This window comes from Isoptericola sp. NPDC056578 (assembly GCF_042793275.1).
In the GTDB taxonomy this organism is placed as follows: Bacteria; Actinomycetota; Actinomycetes; order Actinomycetales; family Cellulomonadaceae; genus Isoptericola.
The window spans coordinates 34,428-61,017 of sequence record NZ_JBHTVC010000022.1; the positions used below are offsets into that span (position 1 = coordinate 34,428).

Sequence of the window (26,590 nt, forward strand, 5' to 3'; positions counted from 1 at the left end):
TTCAGGACGACGGCGCACGCCGTCCACCGGACGGCCGCCACGGCAGCGCGGTCCGGCGACCTTCAGCCGAACCCAGGAAGGACATCCTCATGAGCGACCACGTCCTCGAACCCGAGGCCCAGGCCATGGCCGACGCGACCGCCAGCCCGCCGTACTTCTACGAGATGACGCCCGACGACGCCCGCAAGGTCCTCGCCGACGTCCAGTCGCAGCCCACGTCGCTGCCCGACGTCGAGGAGGAGTGGTTCGCGGTGCGCGCCTCCGTGGGCGACGTCCGGGTCCGTGTCGTGCGGCCGGTCGGGAGCGTCGGGCCGCTGCCCGCGGTCCTGTACATCCACGGCGGCGGCTGGGTGCTGGGCGACGCCGCAACGCACGATCGTCTCGTCCGCGATCTCGCCACCGGCGCCGGCGTCGGCATCGTGTTCGTCGAGTACGACCGGTCACCGGAGGCGCACTACCCGGTCGCGATCGAGCAGGCCTACGCGGCGGCGCGGTGGATCACCACGCACGGCGCGGACGCCGGCCTCGACCCCGCCCGGATCGCGGTCGCCGGCGACTCCGTGGGCGGGAACATGGCGGCGGCCGTGACGATCCTCGCGAAGCAGCGGGGCGACGTGACGTTCCGCCACCAGTCCCTGTACTACCCGGTGACCGACGCCGCACAGGACACGGCGAGCTACCTCGAGTTCGCGGAAGGGCCGTTCCTGCTCGCGAAGTCGATGGCGTGGTTCTGGGACGCCTACCTGCCGGACGTGGCGCGACGGCAGGAGATCACCGCGTCGCCCCTGCGTGCCTCGCTGGACGACCTCGCGGGGCTGCCGGAGGCGTTCGTCGTGGTGGACGAGAACGACGTGCTGCGCGACGAGGGCGAGGCCTATGCGCGCAAGCTCGTCGCCGCCGGTGTGCGGACGACGACGGTCCGCTACAACGCGACGATCCACGACTTCATGATGCTCAACCCCCTGCGGCCGTCGGCCGCGTCGTCCGGCGCGATCGCGCAGGCCGTCGACGTCCTCCGCACGGCGCTCCACGCCGGCTGAGCCACCCACCCACTCTTCACGACAGGAGAACCTGATGGACACCCAGTACCCCACCGTCGTCCTCGTGCACGGCGCGTTCGCCGAGTCCGCGAGCTGGAACGGCGTCATCGACCGGTTGCACGAGCGGGGCGTCGAGGCCGTCGCGGCCGCCAACCCGCTGCGGAGCGTGGCGGGCGACGCCGCCTACGTCCGGGACGTCGTCGCCGGGATCGGCCGACCCGTGCTCCTGGTCGGGCACTCGTACGGCGGGATCGTGATCACCGAGGCGGCGGCCGGCCATCCGGACGTCGTCGGCCTCGTCTACGTGGCGGCGTTCGCGCCCGACCACGGCGAGAGCGCGTTCGAGCTCTCGAGCAGGGCGCCGGGCAGCACTCTCGGTGAGGCGCTGACGGCCTATCCGGTGAGCACGGGAGGTGCCGAGCTCGCCATCCGGCTCGATGCGTTCCCGGGACAGTTCGCGGCGGACGTGCCACTGGCAGAGGCGACGCGGCTGGCCCGCACGCAGCGACCGGTCACCGAGGCTGCCCTGCGGGACGGGCTTCCCACCGACGTGCCGGCGTGGCAGTCCCTGCCGTCGTGGTTCGTGTTCGGCGACCAGGATCGCAACATCCCTGCCGCCGAGCTGCGGGCCGAGGCGCAGCGGGCGCGGGCGCGGGGCGTGAACGAGGTGGCGGGGGCCTCCCACGCCGTCGCGGTCTCCCGCCCCTACGAGGTGACCAGCACGATCCTCGAGGCACTCGGCGCGGACCTCGCCGAAGACGTCGCGTGACTCGTCGGTGACGCGGGGCGGGGCGGCCTGCGTCGTCCCGCCCCGCGTGACGTGGTGCACGACGAGAGTCCGCGGGTCGGTGCCCGCGCCGCGGCTCAGTGGTCGAGGTCGGCCAGCGCGCTCTCGATCGCCCGGTGGAACGTCGGGTAGGCGTAGATCATGTGCCGCAGCTCGGGGACGGGGACCCGGGCCTGCACGGCGAGGGTGAGGACCGCGAGGATCTCGCCGCCCGCCGGCCCGGCGGCGGTCGCGCCGACCAGCACGCCGGCGTCGGCGTCCACGACCAGCTTGATCAGGCCCTCGTTGCCGGGCCCGTGCACGAACCCGCGCGACGACGCGGCGAGGTCGGTGAGGCCCGTGCGGACCGTCGTCCCGGCGTCGCGGGCGGCGGCCTCCGTGAGCCCGACGCCGCCGATCTCCGGGTCGGTGAACGTCACGTGCGGGACGGCGCGGTAGTCGGCACGCTCCTCGCCGCCGGCGTCCCCGCCGTTTCCGCTGTCGCCCCCGGCCGCGAGGATGTCCGCGACCGCGATGCGCGCCTGGTACATCGACACGTGGGTGAACGCCCCCTTGCCGGTGACGTCCCCGATCACCCAGACGCCGTCCGCCGCGCGCAGCCGGTCGTCGACGGGGATCGTGCGGCCCGTGTCGTCGATGCCGACCGTCGCGACGCCGAGCGCCCGCAGGTCGGTACGGCGGCCCGCGGCCACCAGCAGCCGCTCGGAGACCAGCTGCGTGCCGTCGCCGAGGGTCAGGGTGAACCCGCCGCCGTCGTGCGAGACCGACGACACCTTGGCACCGGTGCGCACCCCGATGCCCTCGGCGGCGAAGCGGCCGGCCAGGAGCGTGCTCGCCTCGGGCTCGTCGGGCGCCAGCAGGCGCGGGCCCGCCTCGACGACCTCCACGGCGGTGCCGAACCGGGCGAAGACCTGCGCCAGCTCGCAGCCGATGGCGCCGCCGCCCAGCACGGTGAGCGACGCCGGCGCCTCGGTCGCGCGCACGGCGTCGCGGTTGGTCCAGTAGGGGGTGTCGGCCAGGCCCTCCACCGGCGGCACGGCCGGCTCGGTGCCCGGGTTGAGCAGGACGCCGCGCGTCGCGCGGAAGCGGCGCTCGCCGTCGGCCGTCGCCACGACGACCTCGCCCGGTCCGGCCAGGCGCCCACGGCCGCGCACGACGCGCGCGCCCGCCTTCTCCAGCCGCTCGACGGCGGCGGTGTCGTCCCAGTCGGCGGTCGCCTCGTCGCGGACGCGCGCGGCGACGGGCGCCCAGTCCGGCACGACGTCGACCCGCCCGGCCAGCGTGCCCGCCCGGCGGGCCTCGGCGAGCGCGTCCGACGCGCGCACCATCATCTTGGTCGGGATGCAGCCGAAGTAGGGGCACTCGCCGCCGACCAGCCGCGCCTCGACCGCGACGACGTCGAGCCCTGCGCGGGCCAGCCGACCGGTCGCGTCCTCCCCGCCCGGACCGGTGCCGATCACCACGACGTCGACGGTCTCGACGGGCTGCTCGGTCGTCATGCGGTCCTCCTCGTACGGGGTGCGGGTTGCGGGCTGCGGGCCCGGCCGGCCGGGGACGCCGACCTGGGCCAGCGCACCACATCGGCGCGCTCGTCGCGCGGCGAGATGCCGGTGCCGGTGGTCGCACACCTCTGCCACGCTGGCGCGATGGAGCTGATCGCCGCGGGTCCCGACGTCTTCGTCCTGGACGACCACCGGGTGCTGCGCCGCTACCGCGACGGCCGTCCCGCGCACCGGGACGCCACCCTGCTCGCCGCCGTCGTCGACGCGGGGTACCCGGCGCCCGCCGTGCTCGGGGTCGACGGCCCCGGCATGCTGCTCGAGCGGCTGGCCGGCCCCACGCTGGCGGACGAGCTGCTGGCGGGCCGCCGCGACGCGGGCGAGGCGGGAGCCCTCCTCGCGTCGCTGCACGCGCGCCTGCACGCCCTGCCCTGGCCGGACGGGCCCTCCTGCACCTCGACCTGCACCCGTCGAACGTGGTGCTGGCCGCGCGCGGGCCCGTGGTGATCGACTGGACCGACGCCCGGACCGGGCCCGGCTATCGCGACCACCTGGGCGAGGCGGTCGCGCGGCGTCGTGCCGTTCCCGTGCTGACCGACCACGAGCTCGCGCGGCTGGACGACGCCCGGGCGCTCGCGGCCCGACCTGCCTGAGCGTCGGTGGGGGACGGCAGGATGGCGTCGTGCACGTCGTCCTGACCCGAGAGCCCGGCGGCACGGTCCGCGTGCACGACGGTACGCAGCGTGCCGTGCCCGCCGCGGACCTGCCCGCGCTCGTGGCGGACGCGGAGGACGGCGCGCGCAAGGGGGGCGTCGTGCCGCGCTGGACGTGGGACGACACGAACCGCTGGTACCTCGGCCTGCTGCGGGCGGGCGTCCGCGTGGAGCGGTCGCACGACCTGCGCCTCGTGCACCGCGTCCTGCGGCACTCCACGGCGACCGCGGGCTCGGAGCTCGCGGGGTCGCCGGCCGGCGCGTGGGACACGATGACCCCGACGCCGGCGGGCGCGGCGCCGCCGGTGGGCGCCCGCCGCGCGCCGCAGGGCGAGGCGCTCTTCGACCTCGCGGCACCCGCGCCGTCGGCCCCGGCCCCGCAGGGGGACGAGGCGGTCGACCCCGTGGCGGAGCTGCGGCGGCAGGAGGACGCGGTGCGCGGCTCGACGGCCCCCGGGCGGCTGCGGCTGCTCGCGGCGGGGGAGTCGGCGGGCGCGCTGGTCGCGGCCGAGATGCACCACGCCGGGTTGCCCTGGCGCGCCGACGTGCACGACGCCGTCCTCACCGAGGCGCTGGGCCCCCGGCCGCCCGAGGGGCAGCGACCCGCGCGGCTCGAGGAGCTCGCCCGGCAGATCCGGGCGGCCCTCGACGCGCCGCCGTCCCTCAACCCCGACTCGCACCCCGACCTGCTCAAGGCGATGCAGTACGCGGGGGTCGGGGCGCGCAGCCTGCGCAAGTGGGAGCTCTCGACGATCGACCACCCGGTCGTCCCGCCGCTGCTGGAGTACAAGAACCTCTACCGGCTGCTCACCGCCAACGGCTGGCACTGGCTCGACGAGTGGGTGACCGACGGGAGGTTCCGCACCGAGTACGTGGTGGGCGGCGTGGTGACCGGACGCTGGGCCTCCACCGGTGGCGGGGCGCTGCAGCTCCCGAAGGGCGTGCGGCGCGCGGTGGTCGCCGACCCGGGCTGGTGCCTCGTCGTGGCGGACGTCGCCCAGCTCGAGCCGCGCGTCCTGGCGGGCATGGCGGGCGACGAGGCGATGGCGACGGCGGGCCGCGCCGGCGACCTGTATGCCGGCATCGTCGCGTCCGGGGCGGTGCCGACGCGGGAGCTGGCCAAGGTGGGCATGCTCGGCGCGATGTACGGCGGCACCACGGGGGCGAGCGCCCAGGTGCTGCCGCGGCTGGGCCGGGAGTACCCGCGGGCGATCGCGCTGGTGGAGGAGGCGGCCCGCACGGGGGAGCGCGGCGGCGTCGTGACGACGTGGCTCGGCCGGTCGTCCCCCGCCCCCGGCTCCGCCTGGGACGAGGCGCAGGCGGGGGCGTTCGCCGACGACGCGGGGGCCGACGCCGCGGCGCGCGCCCGGTCGGCGACCCGGTCGTGGGGGCGGTTCACCCGCAACTTCGTGGTGCAGGGCACCGCGGCGGAGTGGGCGCTGTGCTGGCTGGCCTCGATCCGCCGCCGCCTCTGGGCGCTCGGCGCCGCCGGGGGAGCGCGGCCCGGCCTGGCCCCCGCCCCGTTCGCCGACCGCCCGCACCTGGCGTTCTTCCTGCACGACGAGGTGGTGGTGCACGCCCCGCGGGAGCTCGCCGACGTGGTCGCGGCCGAGGTGCGCGCGGCCGCCGAGGAAGCGGGCCGACTGCTGTTCGGGGACTTCCCGGTCGACTTCCCGCTGACCGTCGCGGCGGTCGACTCCTACGCCGACGCCAAATAGCGACCGAGCCTTAGGGTCGGGGCCATGACCACCGGCACCGGAGACAGCACCGCACCGCGCACCCCCGCGAACCCTCCGAGGCTGCGCGACGTCGTCGCCGCCCTCGAGGACCTCTACCCGCCGTCGACGGCGGAGGGCTGGGACGCCGTCGGCCTGGTGGTGGGCGACCCGGCGGCGCCGGTGCGCAAGATCCTTCTCGCCGTGGACCCCGTGGCCGCGGTGGTCGACGAGGCGATCGCCTGGGGCGCGGACCTGCTCGTCACCCATCACCCCCTGTTCCTGCGGCCCGTGCACTCGGTGGCGGCGACGACGTTCAAGGGCGACGTCGTGCACCGGCTGCTCACCGCGGGCTGCGGCCTGTACGTCGCGCACACCAACGCCGACGCCGCCCCGCGCGGCGTCGCGGACGCGCTCGCGGACCTCGTCGGCATCACCGACCGGAGCCCCCTCGTCGTCGGGGACGACGGCGACGGGGTCGTGCGGGGGATCGGCCGGATCGGGCGGCTCGCCGAGCCCACGACGCTCGGTGCGTTCGCCGAGCGCGTCGCGGCCGTGCTGCCGGCGACGGCGCAGGGCGTGCGCGTCGCCGGCGACCTCGACGCCCCGGTCGCGACCGCCGCCGTGGTGGGCGGCTCCGGGGACTCGCTGTTCGACGCCGTCCGAGCCGCCGCCGTCGACGTCTACGTGACCGCCGACCTGCGCCACCACCCCGCCTCGGAGCTGCGGGAGCGGGCGGACTTCGAGGCGGGACCCGGCGTCACGGCGACGCCGTTCCTCGTGGACGTGGCCCACTTCGCGAGCGAGTGGCCGTGGCTCGCGTACGCCGCCGACGACGTCCTGGCGCGGCTCGGGGAGCGGGCCGGAGGGGTGACCGGAGACGGTTCCGGAGACGGTACGGTGACCACGAGGGTGAGCACGATCGGCACCGACCCGTGGACCGCGCGGGTGCCGAGCACCGTGCGCGAGACCGACCGCCCCACCAGCTGAATCACTGCGAGAGGACCCGCCCGTGGCCACTGCACCCCCCGAGGACCAGCGCCGACTGCTCGAGGTCCAGGCCCTCGACACCCGGCTGCAGCAGCTCGTCCACCAGCGCCGCAACCACCCGGCGCTGGCGACCATCGCCGAGCTCGACGGCCGCATCGGCGACCTGCACACGTCGCTCGTCGACTCGCGCACCGCCGTGGCCGACCTCGAGCGCGAGCTCGCCAAGGCGGAGTCCGACGTCGTCCAGGTGCGCACCCGGGCCGAGCGCGACCAGCAGAAGCTCGACTCCGGCGCCCTGTCGGCGAAGGACTCCCAGGCCCTGGTGAGCGAGCTCGAGTCCCTGGCCCGCCGCCAGTCGGTCCTCGAGGACGCCGAGATCGAGGTCATGGAGCGCCTGGAGGCGCACCAGGCCTCGCTGGCCGAGGTGGAGTCGGCGCACGCCGAGCTCGAGGCCGCGAAGGCGAAGGCCACCGCCGAGCGGGACGAGGCCTGGGCCGAGATCAACGCGACCGGGTCGAAGGTCAAGGCGGAGCGCGAGGCGACCGCGGCCGGGCTCGACGCCGGCCTGGTCGCCCTGTACGACAAGCTGCGCGCCCAGCTCGGCGGTGTCGGCGCCGCGGCGCTGCGGGGCGGCCGGTGCGAGGGCTGCCGCCTCGACCTCAACCCCCGCGACCTCGCCGCGGTCAAGGCGGCCCCGCCCGAGCAGGTCGTGCGGTGCGAGGAGTGCGGCCGCATCCTCGTGCGCCCGGCGGACGACGGCGCCGCGGCCTGATGACCCGACCGTCCGGAGCGAGCCCGGCGGCGGGCACCGGGGCGGGCACCACCCTGCGCACCGTCGTGCTCGTCCGGCACGGCGTGACGGAGCTGACCGAGGCGCGCGCCTACTCGGGCGGCGGCGTCCCCGGGCCGCCGCTGACGACGCGGGGACGCACGCAGGCGGCGCGCGCCGCGGACGCCGTCTTCCGCCTCGGCAAGGACCTGTGGCCGGACCTGCCGCGCGCGGGTGCCCTCGTCGCCTCGCCCCTCGTGCGCACGCTCGAGACCGCCGCGGCGGTCGGGCGGCGCACCGGCCAGCACGTGCGCCCGGACGACCGGTTCGCCGAGTGCGTGTTCGGTGACTGGGAGGGCCTCACCCCCGACGCCATCGCCGCCGGCTGGCCCGACGAGTTCGCCGCCTGGGCCACGACGGGCACCGACCGGGCGCCCGGCGGCGAGTCGTACGTGGACGTGGGCGAGCGGGCGTGGGCCGGGCTGCGGGACGTCGTCACCGCGACGGACCCGGGCGCGGCGACCGTCGTCGTCGCGCACACCGTGACGATCCGCGCCCTGGCGGGGCGTTCGCTCGGTGCGCCCGCGTCGTCGTGGCGGCTGCTGCGCGTGCCTCCCTGCTCGCTCACCGTGCTGCGCTTCGGCCTCGGGGAGGACGGCGAGCCTGCGCTCGCGGAGGTCACCGCGGCCGGTTTCCCGACCGACGCCTGAGCCCGCGCGCCGCGCCGCCTACCCCTTCGCCCTGGTGGGCCGGGGCGGCCGGGGAGGGGTGGCCAGGGCGAGGTCGACACCGCGGGCCACCCAGTGGTGCAGCGCGTCCTCGTCGGCGGTGACCGACGCCGCCACCCCGACCGTCCCGCGCATCACGCGTTCGCCCATCCGCAGCTCGTGCGCCCCGTCGGCGAGAGCCGCGTCGTAGCCGTCCGTGCCGACGCGCACCATGAGCTCGTCGCGGGTGATCCCGACGGCCATGTGCGTGTGCACCATGAACGCCAGCCCGCCGAACATCTTCTGCTCGGTGAACTCCGCGCGCTCGGCGACGGCGTCGCGCACGCGCGCGGCGAGGACCTCGTCGTAGGCCATGCGGCCAGTGTCGCCGGGTGTCCGACGACCCGCCCGTCAGGCGATGACGACCTCGAGGGTGCGCGGGCCGCGCCGGGTGGCGGCGTCGTGCAGGGTGGCCTCGACCATCCGGTACGACAGGCCCGTCCCGACCTCCGTGCCGATGACCTGACCGTCGAGCTCGCGGGCGGCGTCGAGCAGCTCCGCGGCGCTGGTGGGCGCCGGGCCGGAGCGGCGCAGCAGGTGGCCCGCGAGCACGCCGCGCGTGTGCTTGGCGTTGTGCGAGACGACGGCGCGCTTCCCGTTCGTCTCGCGCACCACGCGGACGGCCACCCAGTCGGCGGCCGCGTCGCCGGTCGTGGCCGGCTTCCACGCGGCGAGGTAGGCCGCCGAGCGGCAGTCGACGACGACGTCGCCCGCGGCACGCGCGTCGAGAGCGGCGGACAGGTGCGACCGCCACGCGGTGGCGAGCTTGCCGACACCGGGCAGGTCGACGCCCATCGAGAGGCGGTACGCCGGGATGCGGTCGGCGGGGGAGACGGCGCCCCACAGGCCCGAGAAGACGCGGACGTCGTCGGCGGCGCGGCGGGCCGCGTCGCCGGGCAGGTCCGCGAGGCCGGCCGCGGCGTACAGCACGCCGGTGTAGACCTGGGCGGCGGGCGCCGTCGGCGCGGCCTTGAGGTCGGTGTTGCGCGTGACCTCGTCGCCGAGCGACGCGCCCACGCCCAGGAGGTCGGTGGCGTCCGGCCGGGCGCTCGCGGCGGCGAGCGCGTCGAGCACCGCGCGGCGTTGGTCGGTGAGGTGCGCCGCCGCCGTGAGGCGGGCCAGGTCGACCGGGGCGGCACCCTCGGGCGCGGGGGTCTTGCCCTCGGAGGGCGGCAGGCAGATCAGCACCCGGACACCCTATGACCGGGCCGGGCGGGGTCTCGGTTGCCGGACCTGCCGGTGACAGTGCGGTCCGTCACCGCTAGCGTCGCCGGGCATGGTCCAGGTGAAGATCTACGGCAACCGACGGGTGTGGGGTCAGCGGCGCACGGAGGTCTCCGACGCGCTGCACGCGGCGCTGGTCGGTGCCTGGCAGATCCCCGAGGACAAGCGGTTCCACCGGTTCCTGCTGCTGGACGACGGCGACATGGTCGCACCCCGCTCGGACGTCTACCTGATGATCGAGATCGTGGCGTTCGCCGGGCGCTCGCGGGAGGCGAAGCGCGAGCTGATCCGGCGCGTGTACGACGACGTCGCGCCCGCCCTGGGCGTCGCGGCGGACGACGTCGAGCTGGTCGTCATCGAGTCGCCCGCCGAGAGCTGGGGGATCCGCGGCCGCTCCGGCGACGAGCTGTCGCTGAGCTACAAGGTCGACGTCTGACCCTGCCGGCGGTGAGAGGGCGTCCGACCGGCTCGACGGCGCATAGACTGTGCGACGCGGACGAGTCGGTCGGACGGTCGCGTCGGCGGTGCCCTCGGGCGCCGTCGCCGAGGAACGTCCGGGCTCCGAAGGGCGAGGTGGTGGCTAACGGCCACCCGGGGTGACCCGCGGGACAGTGCCACAGAAAACAGACCGCCGTCGCCGGGCGACCGGTGGCGGTGAGGGTGAAACGGTGGTGTAAGAGACCACCAGCGCGGCCGGTGACGGTCGTGGCTCGGTAAACCCCACCTGGAGCAAGGTCAGACAGACTGTGTTTGAGGGTTGCCCGCCCGATTCTCTGTTGAGAAGCACAGTCGGGTAGACCGCTCGAGCCCTGCGGCAACGCAGGGCCTAGATGGATGACCGTCGCCCGCGCCCGGGTAACCGGGCGCGGGAACAGAACCCGGCGTACAGACCGGCTCGTCCGCTTTTATCGCTCTGACGTGCGAAGACGCGTCACGCCGTCGAGCGCTCGGTCTTGATTCGGTCTCGTCAGCAGCACGGAGTCGACCGCCTCGCGCGTCCGGTCGTCGCTGTCGGGCCACAGATGCGCGTACGTGTCGAGGGTCTCCTGCGCGCTCTTGTGGCCGAGGCGCGTCTGCACGACCTTGACCGACTCGCCGTGTCGGATGAGCAGGCTCGCGTAGTAGTGGCGTAGTTCGTGGAAGGTGGCCGTCACCCCCGCCGCGTCCGTCGCCCGGTGCCACGTCTCGTTGAACGACGAGCGCCGCAGAGGTGCCCCGGTCGTCGACGTGAAGACGAGACCACTCGGCCCCGGGGCGACGAGCGTCTGATGAGCCGCGAGCGCGTCGGCGGCGACCTGGGGGAGCGGGATCGTCCGGTTGCTCGTCGGCGTCTTGACCGGGCCGAAGGACGGCGCGGAGCCGTCGACGGCGCGCAACTGACGGTCGACCTTGATCCTCCGGTGCAGAAGATCGATGCGATCCCAGGTGAGCCCGAAGACCTCCCCCTGACGCATCCCGGTAGCAGCGGTCAGGATCACGAGCGCGCGGTATCGCTCGGGCACGAGATCCGCGAGCGACTCGATCGTTGCCGTCGGGATCGGAACGACCTTTTTCTTCTCGATCGCGGGCAACTTCACGCCGACGCACGGCGTCGTCGCGATCTTCTTGTCGGCGACGGCCGACTTCATTACGGACGACACATATCGCCAAATCACGGTGACGGTCGACGGTGACAATTTCTCGCTCATCGTCTTCACGAGCGTCTGCATCGTGCCCTGAGTGATCTTCGAAAGTGGCATGTTGCCGATAGCGACGTAGACATGATTCCGAAAGTGTCGGTCGATCTGATCGACCGTTGCCGGGCGATGCACCTGGCGGGCGCGCCACTCATCGGCGTACTCGCCGAAGGTCATCTTCCCTGCACGCGGGTCGGCGTACTGGCCTGTCACCAGCGCGGCCCGCTGCTCGTCGAGCCAGCGCTGCGCGTCGACCTTGCGGGGGAAGTTGCGCGACCGCTGCTTGCCGTCGTCGGCGTAGTACCTCGCCCGCCAGGTGACCTTCCCGGTGAGCGTGCTCGTCATCCTGCTGATCGACACGAGCTCTTCCCTTCGCGGCTGACGTGCCCTCCGGAGCACGTTCGATCTAGTTCGGCGCAACTGTACCGAACCGGCGCGATAACGAGTTACAGAGGTGTGATTATTCGCGTCTCGCGCGGCAGATGTTACAAATTTTGCCCACATGTGTGCAGATCGCTTGGCGCTGATGCCGTTGTCTGCGCACGGTTCGTGCGGCGGGGGCCACGCCCCGGGACGTACGAGCCGAAGGGACGAAACATGAACTGGACGAGACGCAAGATCGAGAACGTGAAGCAGGTCTCGGAGCGGACCGGCATCCCGGAGGGCACGCTCCGCGCATGGCGCCACGAGGGCGACAAGGGGCCGCGGTCGTTCAAGGCCGGCCGGCGGATCGCGTACTACGAGGACGACGTCGACGCCTGGCTCGAAGCCCGGTACGCCGAGACGGGTCGTGGGGGAGTCGTCGCCTGATGCGTCCCGGAGACGCCGCCGCCCCCGGCGGGAAGACCGGGGGCGGACCGACTATCAGCGACAGCCCGAACGTACCCGCAGACGCTGACGAGCGCGACGCCCGCGCGGCACGCGCCCGTCGAGACGCTCGCCGTATCGACGAGCGTCGTCGCCAGCAGCGCCGGCTCGACCGAGAGATCACCCGCACGGTCGCGGGCGATCACGTCGACCTTTTCCCTCACAAGCAGCCGGTCGATGCGCCCTGGTGCTGCGGCTCGCTCTCGATCTCCGAGCGACGGGGCGCGTCCTGCGGCCCGGACGACTGCACCCGTGACCGGCTGATCGGAGATGCCTCGTGACCAGCAACGGACAGATGCACCGGACGGGGCTCGTCACCCTGGCCGACGTCCTTCCCGAGCGGGTCGCGTGGCTCTGGCCGGGCCGGCTGCCCGCCGGGAAGCTCGTCGTCATCGACGGGGACCCGAGCACCGGGAAGTCGACGCTTGCTCTCGACCTGGCGGCCCACGTCTCGACCGGCGCGCCCTGGCCGGACAGCGCGCCGTGCGGGAAGGGTGACGTCCTGCTGCTCTCCGCGGAAGATGGCCTCGCCGACACGATCTCGCCGAGGCTCGTCGCTGCCGGCGCAGACCGTCGGCGCGTGCATGCCCTGCTCGGGATCGAGGTCGTCGACGGCGACGGCGACGTGCGGCAAGTACCGCCGTCGCTGCCGAGGGACATCGGCGTCATGCGCGAGATCGTCGACGCGTACGGCGTGCGCCTCGTCGTGGTCGACGTCTTGATGGCCTATCTCAACGGCACCGTGGACTCGCACCGGGACCAGGACGTCCGAGGCGTTCTGCACCAGCTCGCCACGATGGCGGAGGACACCGGCGCGACGGTCGTGCTGATCCGTCACCTCAACAAGGCCGGCGGCGGGAACGCGCTGTACCGCGGCGGCGGGAGCATCGGAATCGTCGGAGCCGCCCGGGCTGCGTTCCTCGTCGCCCGCGACCCGGACGACATCGACCGGCGCATCCTCGCCGTGACGAAGTCGAACCTCGCTGCTGAGGCCCCGGCCCTGGCTTACCGGCTCGTGTCCGACCCGGAGACGGACTGCGCCCGTGTGGTCTGGGAGCCCGAGCCCGTCGACGGGATGACCGCGACGGAGCTGCTGCGCGGGCCGATCGACGACGACGAGCGCAGCGAGCGGGACCAGTGCGCGGAGTGGCTTGCTGACTACCTCATGACCGCCGGCGGCGAGGCCCGGCCGGACGACATCCAGAAGGCCGGCCGGATCGCCGGATGGTCGATCGACCAGCTCAAGCGGTCGAAGAAGAAGGCCGGCGTCAGGTCCGCGACCGCCGGAATCGGCAAGGGCTGGGTCTGGACGCTCGCCCCCAAGGGAGCGCCCAAGGGAGCAAGGGAGCAGTCTCCGGGAAGCCGCTCCCTTGCTCCCTTGCCTGCTCCCTTGTGCGGGACCGAAGCCGACGAGAGGGAGGTATCTGCCCCATGACCAACCTGTCGACGACCGACGAGATCGGAGGGCCACCGTGACCGCCCGGCCCGGCCGCGGGACGGTCGTCCCCGGCCGCGGCGAGAACCTCCGCGCCGATCACGAGGCTCTGTTGCAGGTTGTCATCGCGGCCGAGCGCAGCGGCTCGTCGGTCCCGTGCAGGGACGGCTCGCTGACAGTCACGGCGGCATGGACGGCGACCGATACGAAGACCCAGGCCGCCGCCGCCCGAGAGTGCTCCCGGTGCCCCGTGCTCGCGGAGTGCCACACGTACGCCCGGCTCCACTCGCAGGAGCTCGGCGTGCTCGGCGGCACGACCGAGGCCGACCGACGAAGGGAAGCATCATGACGACCGACAAGAGCAGCACCTTTTACTGCAAGTGCTCGCACGGGCGGCACGTCCACGGGCCGACCGGCAATGGCCCGTGCAGGTCGTGCTCGTGCGACACGTTCGAGCCCGGCCCCGTGCCGCCCGGGCTCGACCCGCCGACCTGGCCCCTGCCGGACGCGCCACCGCCCGACGCCGTGCCGGCCCGGCCGCTCACCCGCGACGACCTGCTCGACCTGAACGCCCGGGTTGGGCACGTCGTGACCGTGTCTCAGCCGGGCGCCGTGATGCTCGACCCGGACGGCATGCCCGTGGGCGTTGAGCCGTCGACCTCGTGGGCTCCCGAACCGATGGAGCGCCCGAGCTTCACGCTCGCCGAGGTCCGCGCGGCGGGCGTCACGCCCGGGGAGATCCCGAACATCGATGTCGTCGACACCGGCGACGTCTCGGACTAGTCCCAGAAGGAGATCACCATGACCACGACAACCGACACGACCCGCCCCGACGCCCAGACGCCCGCCCAGGACTCGCCGCAGCGTCCCCAGGACGCCCCGGAGACTCGGGGCGCTGACCAGGGCACGGACGACGCTACGGACGCCCAGAATCGCCCAGACGACCCCGAGCCCGACCAGGGCGACGGGCGCCCGGACCGCGAGGCCGCGCGCTACCGAACCCGGCTCCGTGCCGCAGAGGCCGAGCGCGACCAGCTCGCCGAGCGCGTCACGGCGATGCAGCGCGCCGAGGTCGAACGGATCGCCGGCGAGCGGATCGTCAGCGGCTCGGCGATCTGGGCGGCCGGGACGACGCTCGACGACGTGCTCGACGACGACGGCCAGGTCGATCCCGAGAAGGTGGCCGACGCCGTGAAGCAGGCACAGGCCGACCTCGGGCTCGCGCGGCGCCCGCGTGTCCCGCGTTCCGATCCGTCGCAGGGTGTCGACGCGACGGTCGCGGAGAAGGAGCCGTTCGCGAAGGCGTTCGCGCCGCGTGACGCGAGCGGCCGGATCTCGTAATCTGGCAGGTGAGCGCCGGTTTCCGGTCTGCGGCCGGTCCCGCGCTCACGCGGCCCCCGTGGGGCTCGCCCGGAACGGCCAGGGGCCGCCGGACGGACATCTTTCATGTCCTGTTCGGCGGCCTCGCGCATGTCCGCGATGACCGCCAGGAAGGCGGTCATCATGGCCGTGGAAACCACCGTCACGTCTGCGAAGGCGTGGGCGCCCGACATCTTCGTCTTCGACCCGGGCGACGTCGTGCCCGACTCGCTCCCGCTGCTCGCCTCCACCGTGCTCGGCTCTATCGAGGGTGACGAGCCCGTCGTCCGCGTCGCCTATGTCGACGATGCCGAGGCCGACTTCGTGGCGGAGGGCACGGAGATCCCCGAGGCGGACCCGGCGCTCGACGAGGTCGAGATCGCGACCGGCAAGGTCGCCACGTTGGTCCACCTGAGCCGCGAGCTCTACGTGCAGAACGGGACGGCGACCAACCTCGCCACCTCCGTCCAGCGGGCCGTCACCACCAAGGCGAACGCCGTCTTCCTGGCGCAGCCGGCACCGGCATCCGGGAAGACCACGCCGCCCGCCGGGCTGCTCAACGTCCCGGGCATCGTCGACGGCGGCGCGGTGTCCGGGAGCCTGGACGCGCTAGCCGACGCCGTCGCCACCGTGGAGACCGCGGGAGGGATCGCGACGACGATCCTCGCGTCGCCGCTCGCGTGGTCTGGTCTGCGGAAGCTAAAGGCCGGGACCGACTCGAACGCGAGCCTGCTCGGCGCCGGCACGCAGGACGCGGAGCGCTATCTGCTCGGCGTTCCCGTGATCGTCACGGCTGCGATGCCCGACGCGGGTCTGATGATCTACGACCGCAGCGCCGTCGTGTCCGCGGTCGGACAGGTTCTCGTCGCGACATCCGAGCATGTCTTCTTCACCAGCGACGGGATCGCGCTCCGCGCGACGTGGAGGTTCGGCCAGAACGTGGTTCGTCCCGACCGCGTCGTGAAGCTCACGGTCGGCTCGACGAGCGGCTCGTGATCGTGAGCAACACGAAGAGCGTCACGAGCACGACCGCGACGACGACCGCGACGACGCGCACCACGATGCCCGCGACGAACGGGACGGCGACGCGTCGGCCCGTCTCGCCAGGGTGGCGACCGACGCGGGACGCCGACGGTGCGCCCGTGTGGGAGAAGGTGCGCCCGCCGCTGGGGACCGGGCAGGTCTGGGTCCGTACGCGTGACGGACATGAGGCGGCCGTGAATCCCTGGCTGCTCGCGTGAAAGACCGGGCCGGTCGCGTTTCGAGCCCCTCTCGGCGCGGCCGGCCCCGCCCCCCACCGGGGGACCCCACCGTGCGACGGCCTAGACCGCCGGTGAGGTCGCTCCGACCACGAGCACTGCCGAGACTTCGAAATTCCGGAAGGTCATGAAGACCGAGACGACGAAGAAGACGCCCGTCCCGCCCGGGCTCGGCTCCCGAGGCCGCAGGTACTGGCGGGACATCCTCGCCGACAACGAGCTCGGCCCGTCGGAGCTCGTGCTGCTCGCCGAGATCTGCAAGACGCTGGACCTCATCGACCAGCTCGACGCGCAGGTGCGCGCCGACGGGCTCACGGTCGAGGGCAGCGCGGGGCAGCAGCGCCTGCACCCGGCGATCACGGAGATCAGGGGGCAGAGGCTCGCGCTCAACCGGCTGATCGGTGCGCTCGATCTCGACGACGCCGACGACGTCGACGAGAAGGTGCCGACGCCGGCGTCGCTACGTGCGAAGCACGCCGCCGAGGCGCGCTGGATGAAGAAGAACGGGACGACGCCCGATCGTCCACGACGGCGCCTGATCGTCTCTGGGAGCGGCTCAAGCCCGGTCTAGGCACGCCCGGCGGACGACGTCGTGACGGTCATGCCGGGACGGAGGCAGGTCGCCGCAGGAGCCGCCGCCAGGATCTGCGAATCCACGACGGTTGCTCTTCGGGAACCGTCATGTCCGCGTCTAGTTCTACAGCCATGGCGTCGAACACCTTGTTCTCGTGCTTCTCCCAGACGCTGAATCCCGGCTGCTCTTCCCTGACCGCCTCTGCGCACGCACCGCGGAACCATTCGCCGTACGCACCGATTGCCCGTCGCACTTCCGATCCGGCGACAAGTTTCGCCCGCCGCTCGCAGGAGTCCCGCTCGTGTGAGCACGTACCGAGATCGCGAGCGAAGGCTGCGACCCGATCGGGCGGAGCGAGGGCCGAGCCGGTGCTGTCCATCCACGCTGAGACGTCGTCGATCATCTTCTGGGTCTGGATGAGGAACGCCGCGTAGGCGTCGCGCCGAAGGTCGCCGCGCGCCTGGCGCCTCTCATCGCTGCGCAAGCGTCGCTGCCATCGATGCGTGAGCCTGACCGTGATGAGCCCGAAGACGCTGGTGACCGCGACGCCGCTCACCACGCCGATCGCACCCGTCCAGTCGCTCCAAGCCATACAGGCAAGGTCCCACGCCGCCGAGCGCCGCGGAACATGATCGACGGGTGATTCTGACCTAGCGCGGCCTACCGTTCGCCTCTAGGCTGGCGGTCTCGGCGCACCGTCGCGGCATGGCATGGCTGGATCCGGAGTAGCGCAGCGTCGAGGCGCTCCGGGTCCCGTTCCCCACCTCCGAGAGAACGGTCGAGCCCATGCCCGAGAAGAAGACCGTCAAGGTCACCCCGAAGACGGTCAAGGTCACCCGCACCGGAGGAACCGGCCGCGATCTGCGCGAGGTCATGAGCGACCTACACGAGCAGCGTCGTCTACACGAACAGCAACGGCTCGCCGCTGACGCCTACGCCTACCGCCTGCGGCAAGCCGAGGCGCTGCTGCGAGAAGCCGGGTACGTCGAGCAGCTCGATGGGACGTGGGCGCCCCCGTCGGACTAAAAGTTGGGCAACTTCACCCGGGTTGGTTGCCGCCACGACCCATGTGCGCGACTAGGTTCGCGACCATGGCCGTTCCGTCGCCGTCGCCCGTCCACGTCGTCGTCGAGAACATGGCGGGCACTTCCGGGACGTCGATCTGGGTCCCGTTAGCGGTCTCTCTGCTCGCGCTTGCCGGTGTCGTCTACACCAACTGGCGCACCGGGAAGAATCTCATCCGGGCCGAGAACACTCGCCACAAGAACGAGATGCGCCGGGCGGCCCGAGAGCAGATCGCCGATGCGGTACGTGAGACGTACGGAGATCTTGAGGCCGCGCGTCGTGAGCTTGTAGACGCACTCGCAGATCTGGACGTTCACAACCCGCCGTCCGAAGTTGACGACCTTGAGGGTTGGGTCATCGACCTTGTGAACGAGGATCGCATCCTCTTCGAGATCGCGAACAACAAGCTGTTCGACGCGAGGGACGCCGTCACCCTGTATGGAGCCGAGCCCGTCCGCGAACAGACAGAGTCAGTGCTCTTCGTCTGCAATCTCGTATCCCGTGCCTTCGACAGGCTGGCAGCGAGCGAGACGCTGCGCGATGACGTCGAGCACCTTCAGACGGTCGTCACACAACTGGAGAAGGCGACCGACGAGTTGCTGACGCTCATCCGCCAGGAACTGCACGGCGAGGCCGAGAACTAGATCTCGACGTCGAGCGTCGCAGCGACGCCGACGTGACCGTGACGCCCGTCGTCGAAGACGATGTGCAGACCGTCACGAGCGCGCTCGACGGCGCCGACGAGACGGTCTCCTTCGTACGTCGTGAACACGGCGCGCCGTCCGATCAGGTCGTCGAGACGCACGTCGTCGCGTGCGAGGTCGACGGTGGCGAAGGTGGTCACGGTGGTCTCCTACGGTGGCGCTGAACGGTCGGGCGCGGTCTTGATTCGGACTTGATTCGGTCTCACGAGAGCCGATCTGGACCGTCTAGAACACTGTAGATCCAACGGAGCGAGAGCTAGAGATCCGCGAGATTCCAACGGTTTGAGCCCTAGCAGCATCTAGCGACATGGTGACCGGAAAGAACCCGGCGTACAGACCGGCTCGTCCGCACTCATCTGCTCGCGGCCAGCACGGCCGCGAGGCCGTCCTGCAGGTCCGTGACGAAGAAGTCGGGGACCTCCAGCGACGGGAAGTGCCCGCCGCGCTCCGGCTCGGTCCACCGGACGATGCGCCGGTAGCGCTGCTCGGCCCAGGCGCGCGGGGTACGCGACTCGATGTCGCCGGGGTACATGGTGAGGGCGCAGGGGACGTCCACGTGCAGGTCGGGGTCCAGGGAGCCGGGACTCTCGGCGTAGATGCGGGCCGCCGAGGCGCCGGTCCGGGTCAGCCAGTACAGGGTGACGTCGTCGAGGATCCTGTCCCGGGAGATCGTCTCGAACGGGCTGTCCTCGGTGTCGGACCACTCGGCGAACTTGTCGAGGATCCAGGCGAGCAGGCCGACGGGCGAGTCGACGAGCGAGTACCCGATGGTCTGTGGCCGGGTCGCCTGCTGCGTCGCGTACGCCCGGTGGTGGAGCCAGAAGTCACGGGTCTCCTCGGCGTGCCGGCGCTCCTGCGCCGTCAGGCCGTCCGTCGTCATCCCGGGCGGTGGCAGGGCGAGCGTGGTGTGGATGCCGAGCACGTGCGCGGGGAACCTCCCGCCGAGGACCGCCGTGACGTTGCCGCCCCAGTCGCCGCCGTGGGCGAGGAACTCGTCGTAGCCGAGCCGTCCCATCAGCTCCACCCACGCGGCCGCGGTCTTCTCGACGCCCCATCCGGTGACGGCCGGTCTGTCGCTGTAGCCGAAACCGGGCAGCGACGGGACGACGACGTGGAACGCCGGCGCGCCGGGGTCCGTCGGATCGGCCAGCTCGTCCACCACGTCCACGAACTCGGCGACGCTGCCCGGCCAGCCGTGGGTCAGGGCCAGCGGAGTGGCGTCCGCGCGCGGCGACGGGCGGTGCAGGAAGTGGATGCCCAGGCCGTCGACGGTCGTGCGGAACTGGCCGATCTCCTCGAGGCGCCTCTCGAACTTCCGCCAGTCGTACCCGGTGCGCCAGTGGTCGACGACGTCCACGAGGTCGGCCAGGGGGACCCCCTGGTCCCACCGGCGCGGGTCGGGCGCGGGGCGGCGGACCGTCTCGGTCTCCGGCAGCCGTGCCGCGGCGAGCCGTGCGCGCAGGTCGTCGAGGTCGGCGTCGGTGGCGCGGGACTCGAACGCCTGGACGTCGCTGGACAGGTGGGGCATGGGGGCTCCTGGTCGTCGCGAAGCCGGCTCCGCCGTCGGGAGCCGACCTCACGGTTCTACCAAGCGGCCCTGACACACCGGGGGGGTGGATCGCCCCCCCGGCGCGTCCGCCCGCGCGTCCGGCGTCAGGCCGTGGCCCGCTCGGTCCCCTGCGCGTGCTCGAGGGCCCAGGCGAGGGCGTGGTCGGCCACCTGCTCCCAGCCCGGCGCTCCGCAGGTCCAGTGGTCGCGGTCCTCGAACTCGTAGTACTCGGTGAGCGCCGAGGACTTCTCCCAGTGCTTGGCGTTCGACCGGTTCACCGACGCCGGCATGATGTGGTCCTGCCCGCCGGCGATGAACAGCAGGGGCGCCCGGTCGGTGCTGAAGTCCACCCAGGTCTCCTGGTGCCCGGGCTTGAAGTTGGCGATCAGGCCGTAGTCCCACACCCAGCGTCCGGGCGCCGGGATCGCGTAGCGCTCCCACACCGCCCGGGACTCCTCCTCCGAGAGGGTGTTGGTGAACGCGTAGTGGAACTCCTCGGGCGTGAACCCGACCGCACGGTGGCGGTTCGCGGGGTTCTTGAGCGCCGGGAAGATCGACCTCGCCTGGGACGGCGGGGTGACCCGGACGCCCTCGGTCGGGGCCGAGTCGATGACCACGCCCGCGGCGCCGAGGCCCCGGGCCAGCAGCATCTGGGTGAGGAGGCCGCCGAAGGAGTGGCCCATGATGATCGGCGGCCGGTCCAGGGCGGTGATGACGCCGGCGAGGTGCTCGACGGTCTCGGGGACGGTCAGGTCCGCGATGACCTGCGGGTTCTCGCGGAGGGCCTCGACCTCGATCTCGAACCCGGGGTACGCGGGCGTCACGACCGTGAGGCCCTTCTCCTGATAGTGCCGGACCCAGCCCTCCCAGCTGCGGGGGGTCATCCAGAGGCCGTGGACGAGGACGACGGTGTCGGGCGCGCTGCTCTCGGTCGCGTCGCTCGTGTCGCTGATGTCAGTCATGGGTGGGGCCCTCTCAGGAGTCGATGAACGCCAGCAGGTCCGCGTGCAGCCGGTCGCGGTCGGTGTCGGGCAGGGCGTGGCCGCTGCCCGGATAGGTCAGGAGGCGGGCGTCGGCGATGAGCTCGACCGACCGCTTGCCTCCGACGTCGTAGGGCACGATCTGGTCGTCGTCGCCATGGATCACCAGGGCCGGGACGTCGATCGCGGCCAGGTCGGGCCGGAAGTCCGTCGCGGAGAACGCCGCGATGCACTCGTACGCCGCGCGGTGACCGCAGGCCATGCTCTGGAGCCAGAAGGCGTCGCGGAAGCCCTGGTCGACGTCGCCGCGGCGGTTGTGCCCGAAGAACGGACCGTCGGCCAGGTCCCGGTAGAGCTGCGACCGGTCCGCGCGCTCGCCGGCACGGATCTGGTCGAACACCTCCATCGGCAGCCCGTCGGGGTTGTCGTCGGTCCGCACCATGAGGGGCGGGACGGCGGACACCAGGACGACGCGGGCCACGCGGTCGGTGCCGTGGCGCGCGACGTACCGCACGACCTCGCCGCCGCCGGTGGAGTGCCCGACCAGGGTGAGGTCGCGCAGGTCGAGCGCATCGACCAGGCACGCCAGGTCGTCGGCGTAGGTGTCCATCTCGTTGCCGTCCCAGGTGCGGCTCGACCGTCCGTGCCCCCGCCGGTCGTGCGCGATGGCGCGGTGGCCGTGCTCGGCGAGGAACAGGGCCGCGGCCGCCCAGGCGTCGGAGTTGAGGGGCCACCCGTGGCTGAGGAGCACGGGCGTCCCCTCGGTGCCCCAGTCGGTGTAGTAGATCTCGGCACCGTCGTCGGCGGTGATGTAGGGCACGGTGGGCCTCCCTGGCGCTGGTCGGGACGGGTTGCTCCGAGGGTCCCCGCCTTCCGGCCCTGCCCGGACCACGTGGTTCGCGTAGTCCGTGGCGGGGCCTACGGGGTGACGGGGCCGAAGCGCTCGGAGAGCTGTCGCCGGGACGTGACGCCGAGCTTCTGGAACACCTTTCTCAGGTGGTAGTCGACGGTGTGGGGGCTGAGGAACAGGCGGGCCGCGATCTCGGCGTTGGTCCGTCCGGCCGCGGCCATCGTGGCGACGGCCCGTTCCTGCGTCGTCAGGTCCTGGCCGGACCGGGGCGCCGGCGCGCCCGCGGTGCCGCCGGCCGCCTCGAGCTCGGCGCGGATCCGGCCCTGGAAGACGGTGGCGCCGCTGCGGTCGGCGTGGTCCAGGGCGAGGTGGAGGTGCACGGCGGCGTCCCGCCGTCGTCGGGCCCGTCGGAGCCACTCGCCGTAGACGAGGTGCGAGCGTGCGAGCTCGACGGTCGCGCCCGTGCTCGAGAGTGCGTCGACCGACGCCGCGTAGTGGGACTCGTCGTCGTCGGATCCGGCGAGTGCGAGGGCGCGCTCGGCGAGGCCGCGGCACCATGCGGAGCCGTTCGCCCTCGCGCGCGCGTCGAGCTCCGCGGCAGCGTGCGCCGCGTCCTCGGGCCGACCGCTCCGCACGGCCGCCTCGGCGTGGTCGGCGAGGTGGAGCGGGGTGACCTGCAGGAACGGATCCTCGACGAGAGGGTGGAGCCGTGCGAAGGCCCGTTCGTAGCGGCGCTCGGCGAGGTGGCGGACCGCGAGCGCCGCGGTGGCCGACGCCTCGACGCCGCCCCACCCGGCGGCGGCGGCGCCCTGCCCGACGGCCTCCACGGTCTCTTCCGGGCTGCCGCTCCAGGCCATGACGGCCGCGTTGACGACGTTCTCGCCGTCGTAGCCCATCGCCCGGCGGACCTCGCGGACCGTCGCGTCGAAGGAGAGGGCGCGGCTCACGGTGCCCCCCATGAGCTCCGACAGCGCGCCGACCCAGAGCAGGGTGTCGAGCGCCTGCAGGGCGCCCCCGTCCCGCGCGGCGCGCATCGCCCGTTCCAGCCCCGCCCGGCGCCCGGCGTCGTCCCACAGGAAGGCGCCGATCGCCGCGATCAGGGTCCCCCGGTGGACCAGGTCCCGGTCCGGCAGCGCGAGGATCGCGTCGAAGGCCTCGCGCACCGGCCGGACGGCGCGCTCGTACGGCTCGAGGATCAGTGCGGCGACCCCCCGCAGGATCACGGAGGCAGGACCGGGCGTCTCCGCCCCGGCGGCGATCCGGCGCCCCAGCGTCGGGATGTCGACCCCGACCAGGAGCCGGTCCGCGCTGCTGCACCGTTCGAAGGCCTGCAGCAGCGCGCGCTGCTCCCGCTCGATGTCGTGGCCGTGGAACTCGTCGGCGGCCCGGAGCTGGTCGGAGGTCGACGCCCGGACGCCGTCGGGATCGGAGACGAACAAGGCGGCGGCGCTACGGACGAGGATCGCGCGGCCGCGGGTCACCTGGTCGAGGCCCGCCTCCCGGACGTCCACGAGCAGGCGCACGGCGACGTCGGCGGCCCCTGCCTCCAGGGCGGCCTCGGCAGCGCCGACCAGCCGCTCGCCACGGACCGGACCGGACGGTGTGAGCTCGGCAGCGCGGGCGAGGATGCTGGCCCGCGACGACGAGCCCCCACGCTGTGCCGCGAGGTCCGCAGCACGCACGAGGCGTTCCGCGACGGTCTCGTCGGTCCCGCTCGCCGCGCGCGAGGCGTGCCACGCCTCGGTCTCGACGAGCCCGAGCTTCGCGGCGGCCTCCGCCAGCGCGCCGTGGACCCTCCGGCGCTCGGCCCGGGACGCCGACCCGTAGACCGCGGACCGGACGAGGGGGTGCCGGAACCCGACCGTCGGTTCGAGGTGCACGAGGCCGGCCGACTCCGCGTCCTCCCGGCGGGAGGGATCGATGGCGAGGGCGGCGCCGGCGATCTCGAGCAGCTCCAGGTCGCCGGTGGAGTCGGTCGCGGCGAGCAGGAGCCAGCGCTGCGAGGCCGGCGGCAGGTGCATGACGCGGCGCAGGTAGTGAGCCTCCAGGTGCTGCCCGACGGGCACCGGCTCGGGGCCGAGACCGAGGTCGGTCATCTCCCGGAGCAGGGGATCGGCCGCCAGGTCGACGAGGGCCAGCGGGTTGCCCTCCGTCGCGCGGACGATCGCCGCGGTGGCCGTCGGGGTGAACGGCCCCGCCGCGGACCGGTTCAGCAGCGCCGCTGCCGGCTCGGGCGACAGCCCCGCGAGCGCGAGGACCGGCACCCCGCGCAGCACCGCGTCCAGCTCGCGCTCCTCGCGCCCGGCGAGGACGAGCGCCAGGCGCTCGGCGCCGAGGCGGCGCGCGACGAACGCGAACGACTCGAGGCTCTCGCGGTCGAGGAGGTGCGCGTCGTCGACGGTGCAGAGCAGGCCGGCCCGGGTGCTTGCGGCGGCGAGCAGGCTGAGCACGCCGAGGCCGACCAGGAACCGGTCCGGCGGGGGCCCGTCGGCGGCGCCGGAGGCCACCTGGAGGCTCAGGCGCTGCCGCTCCGGGATCTCGGCCAGGTGCTCCCGCAGCACTCCGGTGAGGCGCTCGACCGCCGCGTACGGCATGGACGACTCCGACTCGTAGCCGTCGAGGCGCAGGACCCGTGTCCCGGCGCCCGGCGCGGCGTCACGGAGCAGGGTCGTCTTCCCGACGCCGGGCTCACCGAGGACCAGGAGCGCGCTGCCGTGCCCGTTGCGGGCCGCGCCGACCACCTCGGCGACCCTTCGCTGTTCGCTCTCGCGGCCGAGCAGGCCGCCGGTGCCGTGCACGAGCCACACGATAGGGAAGCGCTCCCACGCCTGCGCGGCCGAGCGCGAAGATCACCCGCACCGGGCCCTGCCGCGCCGCGGGACGGCGCAGGCAGGGCCCGGACAGGGGCGGGGACGACGCCGGCGTGGCTACCTCGCGGCCGCCTTGATGACCCGCAGGACCTGGAGGGGATGGCTGATCATCACCGAGTGCGAGGCGCGGATCTCCACCGTCGTCGCGCCGGCGCGCTTCGCCATGGCACGCTCCGCCTCCGGGGGGATGATGCGGTCGTCCTTCGCCACGATGTACCAGCTCGGGACGGACCTCCACGCGGGCTCGCCGGACGGCTCGACCAACGACGCGAGGGCACCCGGTCGCTGGGCGCCGGCCATCGTCTCGGCGAGACGTCGCGGGAGGTCCTGGGCGAACAGCCGCGGGTACCACTCGGGGTCGATGTACGCGTCGGCGTTCCCCTCGCCGGCGCCCGGGAAGGGCCGCAGCACGAGGTGGTCGATCACGTCGGTGTGGCCCCCGCCGAGCGCGTTCGCCGCGGCGACGGACTCGCCCTCGTCGAGCGCGTAGCCGGCCACGTACACGAGCGACTTCACCTGGTCGTTGCCGGTCGCGGCGTTCGTGATGACCGCACCGCCGTACGAGTGGCCCACCAGGACGATCGGGCCGTCCACGGTCGAGAGGAACTGGCGCAGGTACTCCGCGTCGTGCGCGACGCCGCGCAGGGGGTTCGAGAAGGACAGGACCGGGTAGCCGTCGTCCAGCAGCCGTTCGGCGACGACGGTCCAGCCGCTCGAGTCGGCGAACGCCCCGTGGACCAGGACGACGGTGGGTCTGGGGGCGGTCGGACGGCCTTCCGCGACGGCCGCGGGCGCGGCCGAGGGGCCGGCCGACGCCGTGAGCGGAGCCAGACCGAGAACGGCGACGAGCACCGTGATCAGGGCCGCGACGACGCGGCGTGACCGGATCGCCAGCGAGGACTGCTCAGACATGGCATCTCCTTCGACGAGTTCAGGGGATCCCAGCCTCCGGGGCAAGGAGGCGTCGCGGACCACGCGCCGCGCGTAGTCCGACGGCCTCACACGAGCGAGCGGAGGTACCGGCGGCGGTAGAGCTTCTGGGCGACCAGGATCGCGGGGAACAGCGCCCGCCACGGGCCCCGGCCCGCGCGCGTGAGGGAGCGCAGCGTGAGGTGCACCGTCCCGTCGTCGTCCCGGTGCACGACGAACGCCTCCTCGCCGGCCACGGGATGACCGTCGAGGGTGCCGTAGGCGAGGGCGACGCGGCGGTCCGTCACGACGGTCTCGACCACCTGGACCGGCTCGCGCACCCGGAGGGGCCCGATCCGCGCGACGAGCCAGGAGCGCTCGCCCGCCCGCGCCGCCCGGCCCGGGGCGAGCGGCGGGTCGACGGCGAACCCGCTGCGGGTCTTCACGCCCCACGACAGGACCGCCGTCGAGGCCTCGGCCCACAGCTCTGGACCGGAGCCCAGGGGGACGGTGCGCTCGTACGCGCGCCAGCGGGCAGGCGGGAGCCACCGTGCGACGGCAGGCGCCGTCCCGCCCACGACGTCGTAGCCGACGCTCTTGCGGCCCAGGTGGTGAGTGGCCAGGAGGATCAGGTCGCCGGGGTCGGCCCCGGCGCAGAGCACGGCCGAGCGCACGACCTCCTCCTCGGCGGGCGTCAGGCGGAAGCTTGCGCTGGTTCCCGTGTCGTTCGCGTCCCACAGGAGTCGCCCGCCGTCATCGAGCGCCGAGCAGCCGATGCTGAACGGCGCGAGCGCCAGCGCGAGGCCGAGGTCCTCGTCGACGTGGGGGTCCAGCGACAAGGTCGTGCTACGAACTCGACCGCCGGCGAGGCGCTGCTCGGCGGCGCGGACAGCGGCTTGCACGGCCGAGGGCCACTCTTGGTCGGACAGGACATCGATCTCGACGAGACTCAGGCGGCTGCGCAGTGCGCTGAGCGCTGCCCGCGTCGC

At 73.4% G+C, this 26,590-nt stretch carries 30 protein-coding genes and 1 other RNA gene; 19 read left to right on the plus strand and 12 right to left on the minus strand.

Annotated elements, in window-relative coordinates:
- Positions 1 to 89 precede the first annotated feature (89 nt).
- Both ACFQ80_RS10795 and ACFQ80_RS10800 read left to right on the plus strand, forming a co-directional pair.
- Complete coding sequence (locus ACFQ80_RS10795; protein WP_430563655.1) at positions 90 to 1,040, plus strand: alpha/beta hydrolase; 951 nt, start codon at positions 90 to 92, stop codon at positions 1,038 to 1,040.
- Positions 1,041 to 1,074: 34 nt separating this feature from the next.
- Positions 1,075 to 1,809, plus strand: a complete 735-nt coding sequence (locus ACFQ80_RS10800; RefSeq protein ID WP_430563656.1) for an alpha/beta fold hydrolase — start codon at positions 1,075 to 1,077, stop codon at positions 1,807 to 1,809.
- Positions 1,810 to 1,904: 95 nt separating this feature from the next.
- On the opposite strand, the gene ACFQ80_RS10805 is transcribed toward ACFQ80_RS10800, so the two are convergent.
- Positions 1,905 to 3,326, minus strand: coding sequence for a dihydrolipoyl dehydrogenase family protein (locus ACFQ80_RS10805; protein WP_430563657.1), 1,422 nt, complete (start codon positions 3,324 to 3,326; stop codon positions 1,905 to 1,907).
- A 147-nt stretch (positions 3,327 to 3,473) separates the two neighbouring features.
- On the opposite strand from ACFQ80_RS10805, the gene ACFQ80_RS10810 reads away from it, so the two are divergent.
- Genes ACFQ80_RS10810 through ACFQ80_RS10835 form a run of 6 tightly spaced genes read left to right on the plus strand, consistent with a single transcriptional unit; the run spans position 3,474 to position 8,223 of the window.
- Positions 3,474 to 3,833, plus strand: a complete 360-nt coding sequence (locus tag ACFQ80_RS10810) for a phosphotransferase (RefSeq protein ID WP_430563658.1) — start codon at positions 3,474 to 3,476, stop codon at positions 3,831 to 3,833.
- Positions 3,830 to 3,979, plus strand: coding sequence for a hypothetical protein (locus ACFQ80_RS10815; RefSeq protein WP_430563659.1), 150 nt, complete (start codon positions 3,830 to 3,832; stop codon positions 3,977 to 3,979). The genes ACFQ80_RS10810 and ACFQ80_RS10815 overlap by 4 nt, the downstream gene beginning before the upstream one ends.
- Positions 3,980 to 4,008: 29 nt before the next feature.
- On the plus strand, positions 4,009 to 5,757 hold the full coding sequence (locus ACFQ80_RS10820; protein ID WP_430563660.1) for a bifunctional 3'-5' exonuclease/DNA polymerase: 1,749 nt from the start codon (positions 4,009 to 4,011) through the stop codon (positions 5,755 to 5,757).
- Positions 5,758 to 5,781: 24 nt separating this feature from the next.
- A complete protein-coding gene (locus ACFQ80_RS10825) occupies positions 5,782 to 6,744 on the plus strand; it encodes a Nif3-like dinuclear metal center hexameric protein (protein ID WP_430563661.1) in 963 nt (320 codons plus the stop codon).
- 22 nt (positions 6,745 to 6,766) lie between these two features.
- Positions 6,767 to 7,516 (plus strand): zinc ribbon domain-containing protein, encoded by a 750-nt coding sequence (locus tag ACFQ80_RS10830; RefSeq protein WP_430563662.1) that lies wholly within the window; start codon positions 6,767 to 6,769, stop codon positions 7,514 to 7,516.
- Positions 7,516 to 8,223, plus strand: coding sequence for a histidine phosphatase family protein (locus tag ACFQ80_RS10835; RefSeq protein WP_430563663.1), 708 nt, complete (start codon positions 7,516 to 7,518; stop codon positions 8,221 to 8,223). The genes ACFQ80_RS10830 and ACFQ80_RS10835 overlap by 1 nt, the downstream gene beginning before the upstream one ends.
- An 18-nt stretch (positions 8,224 to 8,241) precedes the next feature.
- Here ACFQ80_RS10835 and ACFQ80_RS10840 read toward each other — a convergent pair whose 3' ends face one another.
- Together ACFQ80_RS10840 and ACFQ80_RS10845 are read right to left on the minus strand one after the other, a co-directional pair.
- The gene (locus ACFQ80_RS10840; RefSeq protein ID WP_430563664.1) at positions 8,242 to 8,595 is read right to left on the minus strand and encodes a TfoX/Sxy family protein; all 354 of its coding nucleotides are present in this window, start codon (positions 8,593 to 8,595) and stop codon (positions 8,242 to 8,244) included.
- 36 nt (positions 8,596 to 8,631) lie between these two features.
- Complete coding sequence (locus ACFQ80_RS10845) at positions 8,632 to 9,468, minus strand: YaaA family protein (RefSeq protein ID WP_430563665.1); 837 nt, start codon at positions 9,466 to 9,468, stop codon at positions 8,632 to 8,634.
- An 88-nt stretch (positions 9,469 to 9,556) separates the two neighbouring features.
- Here ACFQ80_RS10845 and ACFQ80_RS10850 point away from each other — a divergent pair, with 88 nt between their 5' ends.
- Complete coding sequence (locus ACFQ80_RS10850) at positions 9,557 to 9,940, plus strand: tautomerase family protein (protein ID WP_430563666.1); 384 nt, start codon at positions 9,557 to 9,559, stop codon at positions 9,938 to 9,940.
- A 61-nt stretch (positions 9,941 to 10,001) separates the two neighbouring features.
- Positions 10,002 to 10,406, plus strand: an RNA gene (gene rnpB, locus ACFQ80_RS10855) — RNase P RNA component class A.
- 3 nt (positions 10,407 to 10,409) lie between these two features.
- Here the strand turns inward: rnpB and ACFQ80_RS10860 are convergent.
- A complete protein-coding gene (locus ACFQ80_RS10860) occupies positions 10,410 to 11,525 on the minus strand; it encodes a tyrosine-type recombinase/integrase (RefSeq protein ID WP_430563667.1) in 1,116 nt (371 codons plus the stop codon).
- A 252-nt stretch (positions 11,526 to 11,777) separates the two neighbouring features.
- Here ACFQ80_RS10860 and ACFQ80_RS10865 point away from each other — a divergent pair, with 252 nt between their 5' ends.
- The 7 genes from ACFQ80_RS10865 (at position 11,778) to ACFQ80_RS10895 (ending at position 16,671) form a co-directional block, all read left to right on the plus strand.
- Entirely contained in the window at positions 11,778 to 11,990 is a 213-nt protein-coding gene (locus tag ACFQ80_RS10865) for a helix-turn-helix transcriptional regulator (protein ID WP_430563668.1), read from the plus strand.
- A 334-nt stretch (positions 11,991 to 12,324) separates the two neighbouring features.
- Complete coding sequence (locus tag ACFQ80_RS10870) at positions 12,325 to 13,482, plus strand: AAA family ATPase (protein ID WP_430563669.1); 1,158 nt, start codon at positions 12,325 to 12,327, stop codon at positions 13,480 to 13,482.
- Positions 13,483 to 13,519: 37 nt separating this feature from the next.
- Positions 13,520 to 13,831, plus strand: a complete 312-nt coding sequence (locus ACFQ80_RS10875) for a WhiB family transcriptional regulator (RefSeq protein ID WP_430563670.1) — start codon at positions 13,520 to 13,522, stop codon at positions 13,829 to 13,831.
- Positions 13,828 to 14,265: a hypothetical protein gene (locus ACFQ80_RS10880; protein ID WP_430563671.1), complete on the plus strand. Its 438-nt coding sequence runs from the start codon at positions 13,828 to 13,830 to the stop codon at positions 14,263 to 14,265. The genes ACFQ80_RS10875 and ACFQ80_RS10880 overlap by 4 nt, the downstream gene beginning before the upstream one ends.
- Positions 14,266 to 14,283: 18 nt before the next feature.
- The gene (locus tag ACFQ80_RS10885; protein WP_430563672.1) at positions 14,284 to 14,823 is read left to right on the plus strand and encodes a hypothetical protein; all 540 of its coding nucleotides are present in this window, start codon (positions 14,284 to 14,286) and stop codon (positions 14,821 to 14,823) included.
- A 138-nt stretch (positions 14,824 to 14,961) separates the two neighbouring features.
- Positions 14,962 to 15,837 carry a phage major capsid protein gene (locus tag ACFQ80_RS10890; protein WP_430563673.1) on the plus strand — a complete coding sequence of 292 codons (876 nt, stop codon included), beginning with the start codon at positions 14,962 to 14,964 and terminating at the stop codon, positions 15,835 to 15,837.
- Between the two features lie 390 nt (positions 15,838 to 16,227).
- Positions 16,228 to 16,671 (plus strand): P27 family phage terminase small subunit, encoded by a 444-nt coding sequence (locus ACFQ80_RS10895; RefSeq protein WP_430563674.1) that lies wholly within the window; start codon positions 16,228 to 16,230, stop codon positions 16,669 to 16,671.
- 28 nt (positions 16,672 to 16,699) lie between these two features.
- Here ACFQ80_RS10895 and ACFQ80_RS10900 read toward each other — a convergent pair whose 3' ends face one another.
- Positions 16,700 to 17,266, minus strand: a complete 567-nt coding sequence (locus ACFQ80_RS10900; protein ID WP_430563675.1) for a hypothetical protein — start codon at positions 17,264 to 17,266, stop codon at positions 16,700 to 16,702.
- Positions 17,267 to 17,460: 194 nt separating this feature from the next.
- On the opposite strand from ACFQ80_RS10900, the gene ACFQ80_RS10905 reads away from it, so the two are divergent.
- Entirely contained in the window at positions 17,461 to 17,700 is a 240-nt protein-coding gene (locus ACFQ80_RS10905; RefSeq protein ID WP_430563676.1) for a hypothetical protein, read from the plus strand.
- Positions 17,701 to 17,765: 65 nt separating this feature from the next.
- Positions 17,766 to 18,383, plus strand: coding sequence for a hypothetical protein (locus tag ACFQ80_RS10910; RefSeq protein WP_430563677.1), 618 nt, complete (start codon positions 17,766 to 17,768; stop codon positions 18,381 to 18,383).
- Here the strand turns inward: ACFQ80_RS10910 and ACFQ80_RS10915 are convergent.
- From ACFQ80_RS10915 to ACFQ80_RS10945, 7 genes are all read right to left on the minus strand, one after another.
- The gene (locus tag ACFQ80_RS10915; protein WP_430563678.1) at positions 18,380 to 18,583 is read right to left on the minus strand and encodes a hypothetical protein; all 204 of its coding nucleotides are present in this window, start codon (positions 18,581 to 18,583) and stop codon (positions 18,380 to 18,382) included. The genes ACFQ80_RS10910 and ACFQ80_RS10915 overlap by 4 nt on opposite strands.
- A 212-nt stretch (positions 18,584 to 18,795) precedes the next feature.
- Positions 18,796 to 19,971, minus strand: a complete 1,176-nt coding sequence (locus tag ACFQ80_RS10920; RefSeq protein WP_430563679.1) for an epoxide hydrolase family protein — start codon at positions 19,969 to 19,971, stop codon at positions 18,796 to 18,798.
- Positions 19,972 to 20,096: 125 nt separating this feature from the next.
- Positions 20,097 to 20,954: an alpha/beta hydrolase gene (locus ACFQ80_RS10925; RefSeq protein ID WP_430563680.1), complete on the minus strand. Its 858-nt coding sequence runs from the start codon at positions 20,952 to 20,954 to the stop codon at positions 20,097 to 20,099.
- A gap of 13 nt (positions 20,955 to 20,967) precedes the next feature.
- Positions 20,968 to 21,792: an alpha/beta fold hydrolase gene (locus tag ACFQ80_RS10930; protein WP_430563681.1), complete on the minus strand. Its 825-nt coding sequence runs from the start codon at positions 21,790 to 21,792 to the stop codon at positions 20,968 to 20,970.
- A 98-nt stretch (positions 21,793 to 21,890) separates the two neighbouring features.
- On the minus strand, positions 21,891 to 24,620 hold the full coding sequence (locus ACFQ80_RS10935) for a LuxR C-terminal-related transcriptional regulator (protein ID WP_430563682.1): 2,730 nt from the start codon (positions 24,618 to 24,620) through the stop codon (positions 21,891 to 21,893).
- A gap of 129 nt (positions 24,621 to 24,749) precedes the next feature.
- On the minus strand, positions 24,750 to 25,604 hold the full coding sequence (locus ACFQ80_RS10940; RefSeq protein ID WP_430549987.1) for an alpha/beta fold hydrolase: 855 nt from the start codon (positions 25,602 to 25,604) through the stop codon (positions 24,750 to 24,752).
- 86 nt (positions 25,605 to 25,690) lie between these two features.
- Positions 25,691 to 26,440: a DUF1990 family protein gene (locus ACFQ80_RS10945; protein ID WP_430563683.1), complete on the minus strand. Its 750-nt coding sequence runs from the start codon at positions 26,438 to 26,440 to the stop codon at positions 25,691 to 25,693.
- Between the last annotated feature and the right edge of the window lie 150 nt (positions 26,441 to 26,590).

Coding starts and splice junctions, on each gene's coding strand:
- ACFQ80_RS10940 (WP_430549987.1), bottom strand. CDS start 25,604: ATGTCTGAGCAGTCCTCGCTGGCGATCCGGTCACGCCGCGTCGTCGCG.
- ACFQ80_RS10825 (WP_430563661.1), top strand. CDS start 5,782: ATGACCACCGGCACCGGAGACAGCACCGCACCGCGCACCCCCGCGAAC.
- ACFQ80_RS10865 (WP_430563668.1), top strand. CDS start 11,778: ATGAACTGGACGAGACGCAAGATCGAGAACGTGAAGCAGGTCTCGGAG.
- ACFQ80_RS10810 (WP_430563658.1), top strand. CDS start 3,474: ATGGAGCTGATCGCCGCGGGTCCCGACGTCTTCGTCCTGGACGACCAC.
- ACFQ80_RS10900 (WP_430563675.1), bottom strand. CDS start 17,266: ATGGCTTGGAGCGACTGGACGGGTGCGATCGGCGTGGTGAGCGGCGTC.
- ACFQ80_RS10860 (WP_430563667.1), bottom strand. CDS start 11,525: ATGACGAGCACGCTCACCGGGAAGGTCACCTGGCGGGCGAGGTACTAC.
- ACFQ80_RS10895 (WP_430563674.1), top strand. CDS start 16,228: ATGAAGACCGAGACGACGAAGAAGACGCCCGTCCCGCCCGGGCTCGGC.
- ACFQ80_RS10890 (WP_430563673.1), top strand. CDS start 14,962: ATGACCGCCAGGAAGGCGGTCATCATGGCCGTGGAAACCACCGTCACG.
- ACFQ80_RS10880 (WP_430563671.1), top strand. CDS start 13,828: ATGACGACCGACAAGAGCAGCACCTTTTACTGCAAGTGCTCGCACGGG.
- ACFQ80_RS10850 (WP_430563666.1), top strand. CDS start 9,557: ATGGTCCAGGTGAAGATCTACGGCAACCGACGGGTGTGGGGTCAGCGG.
- ACFQ80_RS10800 (WP_430563656.1), top strand. CDS start 1,075: ATGGACACCCAGTACCCCACCGTCGTCCTCGTGCACGGCGCGTTCGCC.
- ACFQ80_RS10910 (WP_430563677.1), top strand. CDS start 17,766: ATGGCCGTTCCGTCGCCGTCGCCCGTCCACGTCGTCGTCGAGAACATG.
- ACFQ80_RS10805 (WP_430563657.1), bottom strand. CDS start 3,326: ATGACGACCGAGCAGCCCGTCGAGACCGTCGACGTCGTGGTGATCGGC.
- ACFQ80_RS10905 (WP_430563676.1), top strand. CDS start 17,461: ATGCCCGAGAAGAAGACCGTCAAGGTCACCCCGAAGACGGTCAAGGTC.
- ACFQ80_RS10885 (WP_430563672.1), top strand. CDS start 14,284: ATGACCACGACAACCGACACGACCCGCCCCGACGCCCAGACGCCCGCC.
- ACFQ80_RS10840 (WP_430563664.1), bottom strand. CDS start 8,595: ATGGCCTACGACGAGGTCCTCGCCGCGCGCGTGCGCGACGCCGTCGCC.
- ACFQ80_RS10795 (WP_430563655.1), top strand. CDS start 90: ATGAGCGACCACGTCCTCGAACCCGAGGCCCAGGCCATGGCCGACGCG.
- ACFQ80_RS10920 (WP_430563679.1), bottom strand. CDS start 19,971: ATGCCCCACCTGTCCAGCGACGTCCAGGCGTTCGAGTCCCGCGCCACC.
- ACFQ80_RS10925 (WP_430563680.1), bottom strand. CDS start 20,954: ATGACTGACATCAGCGACACGAGCGACGCGACCGAGAGCAGCGCGCCC.
- ACFQ80_RS10835 (WP_430563663.1), top strand. CDS start 7,516: ATGACCCGACCGTCCGGAGCGAGCCCGGCGGCGGGCACCGGGGCGGGC.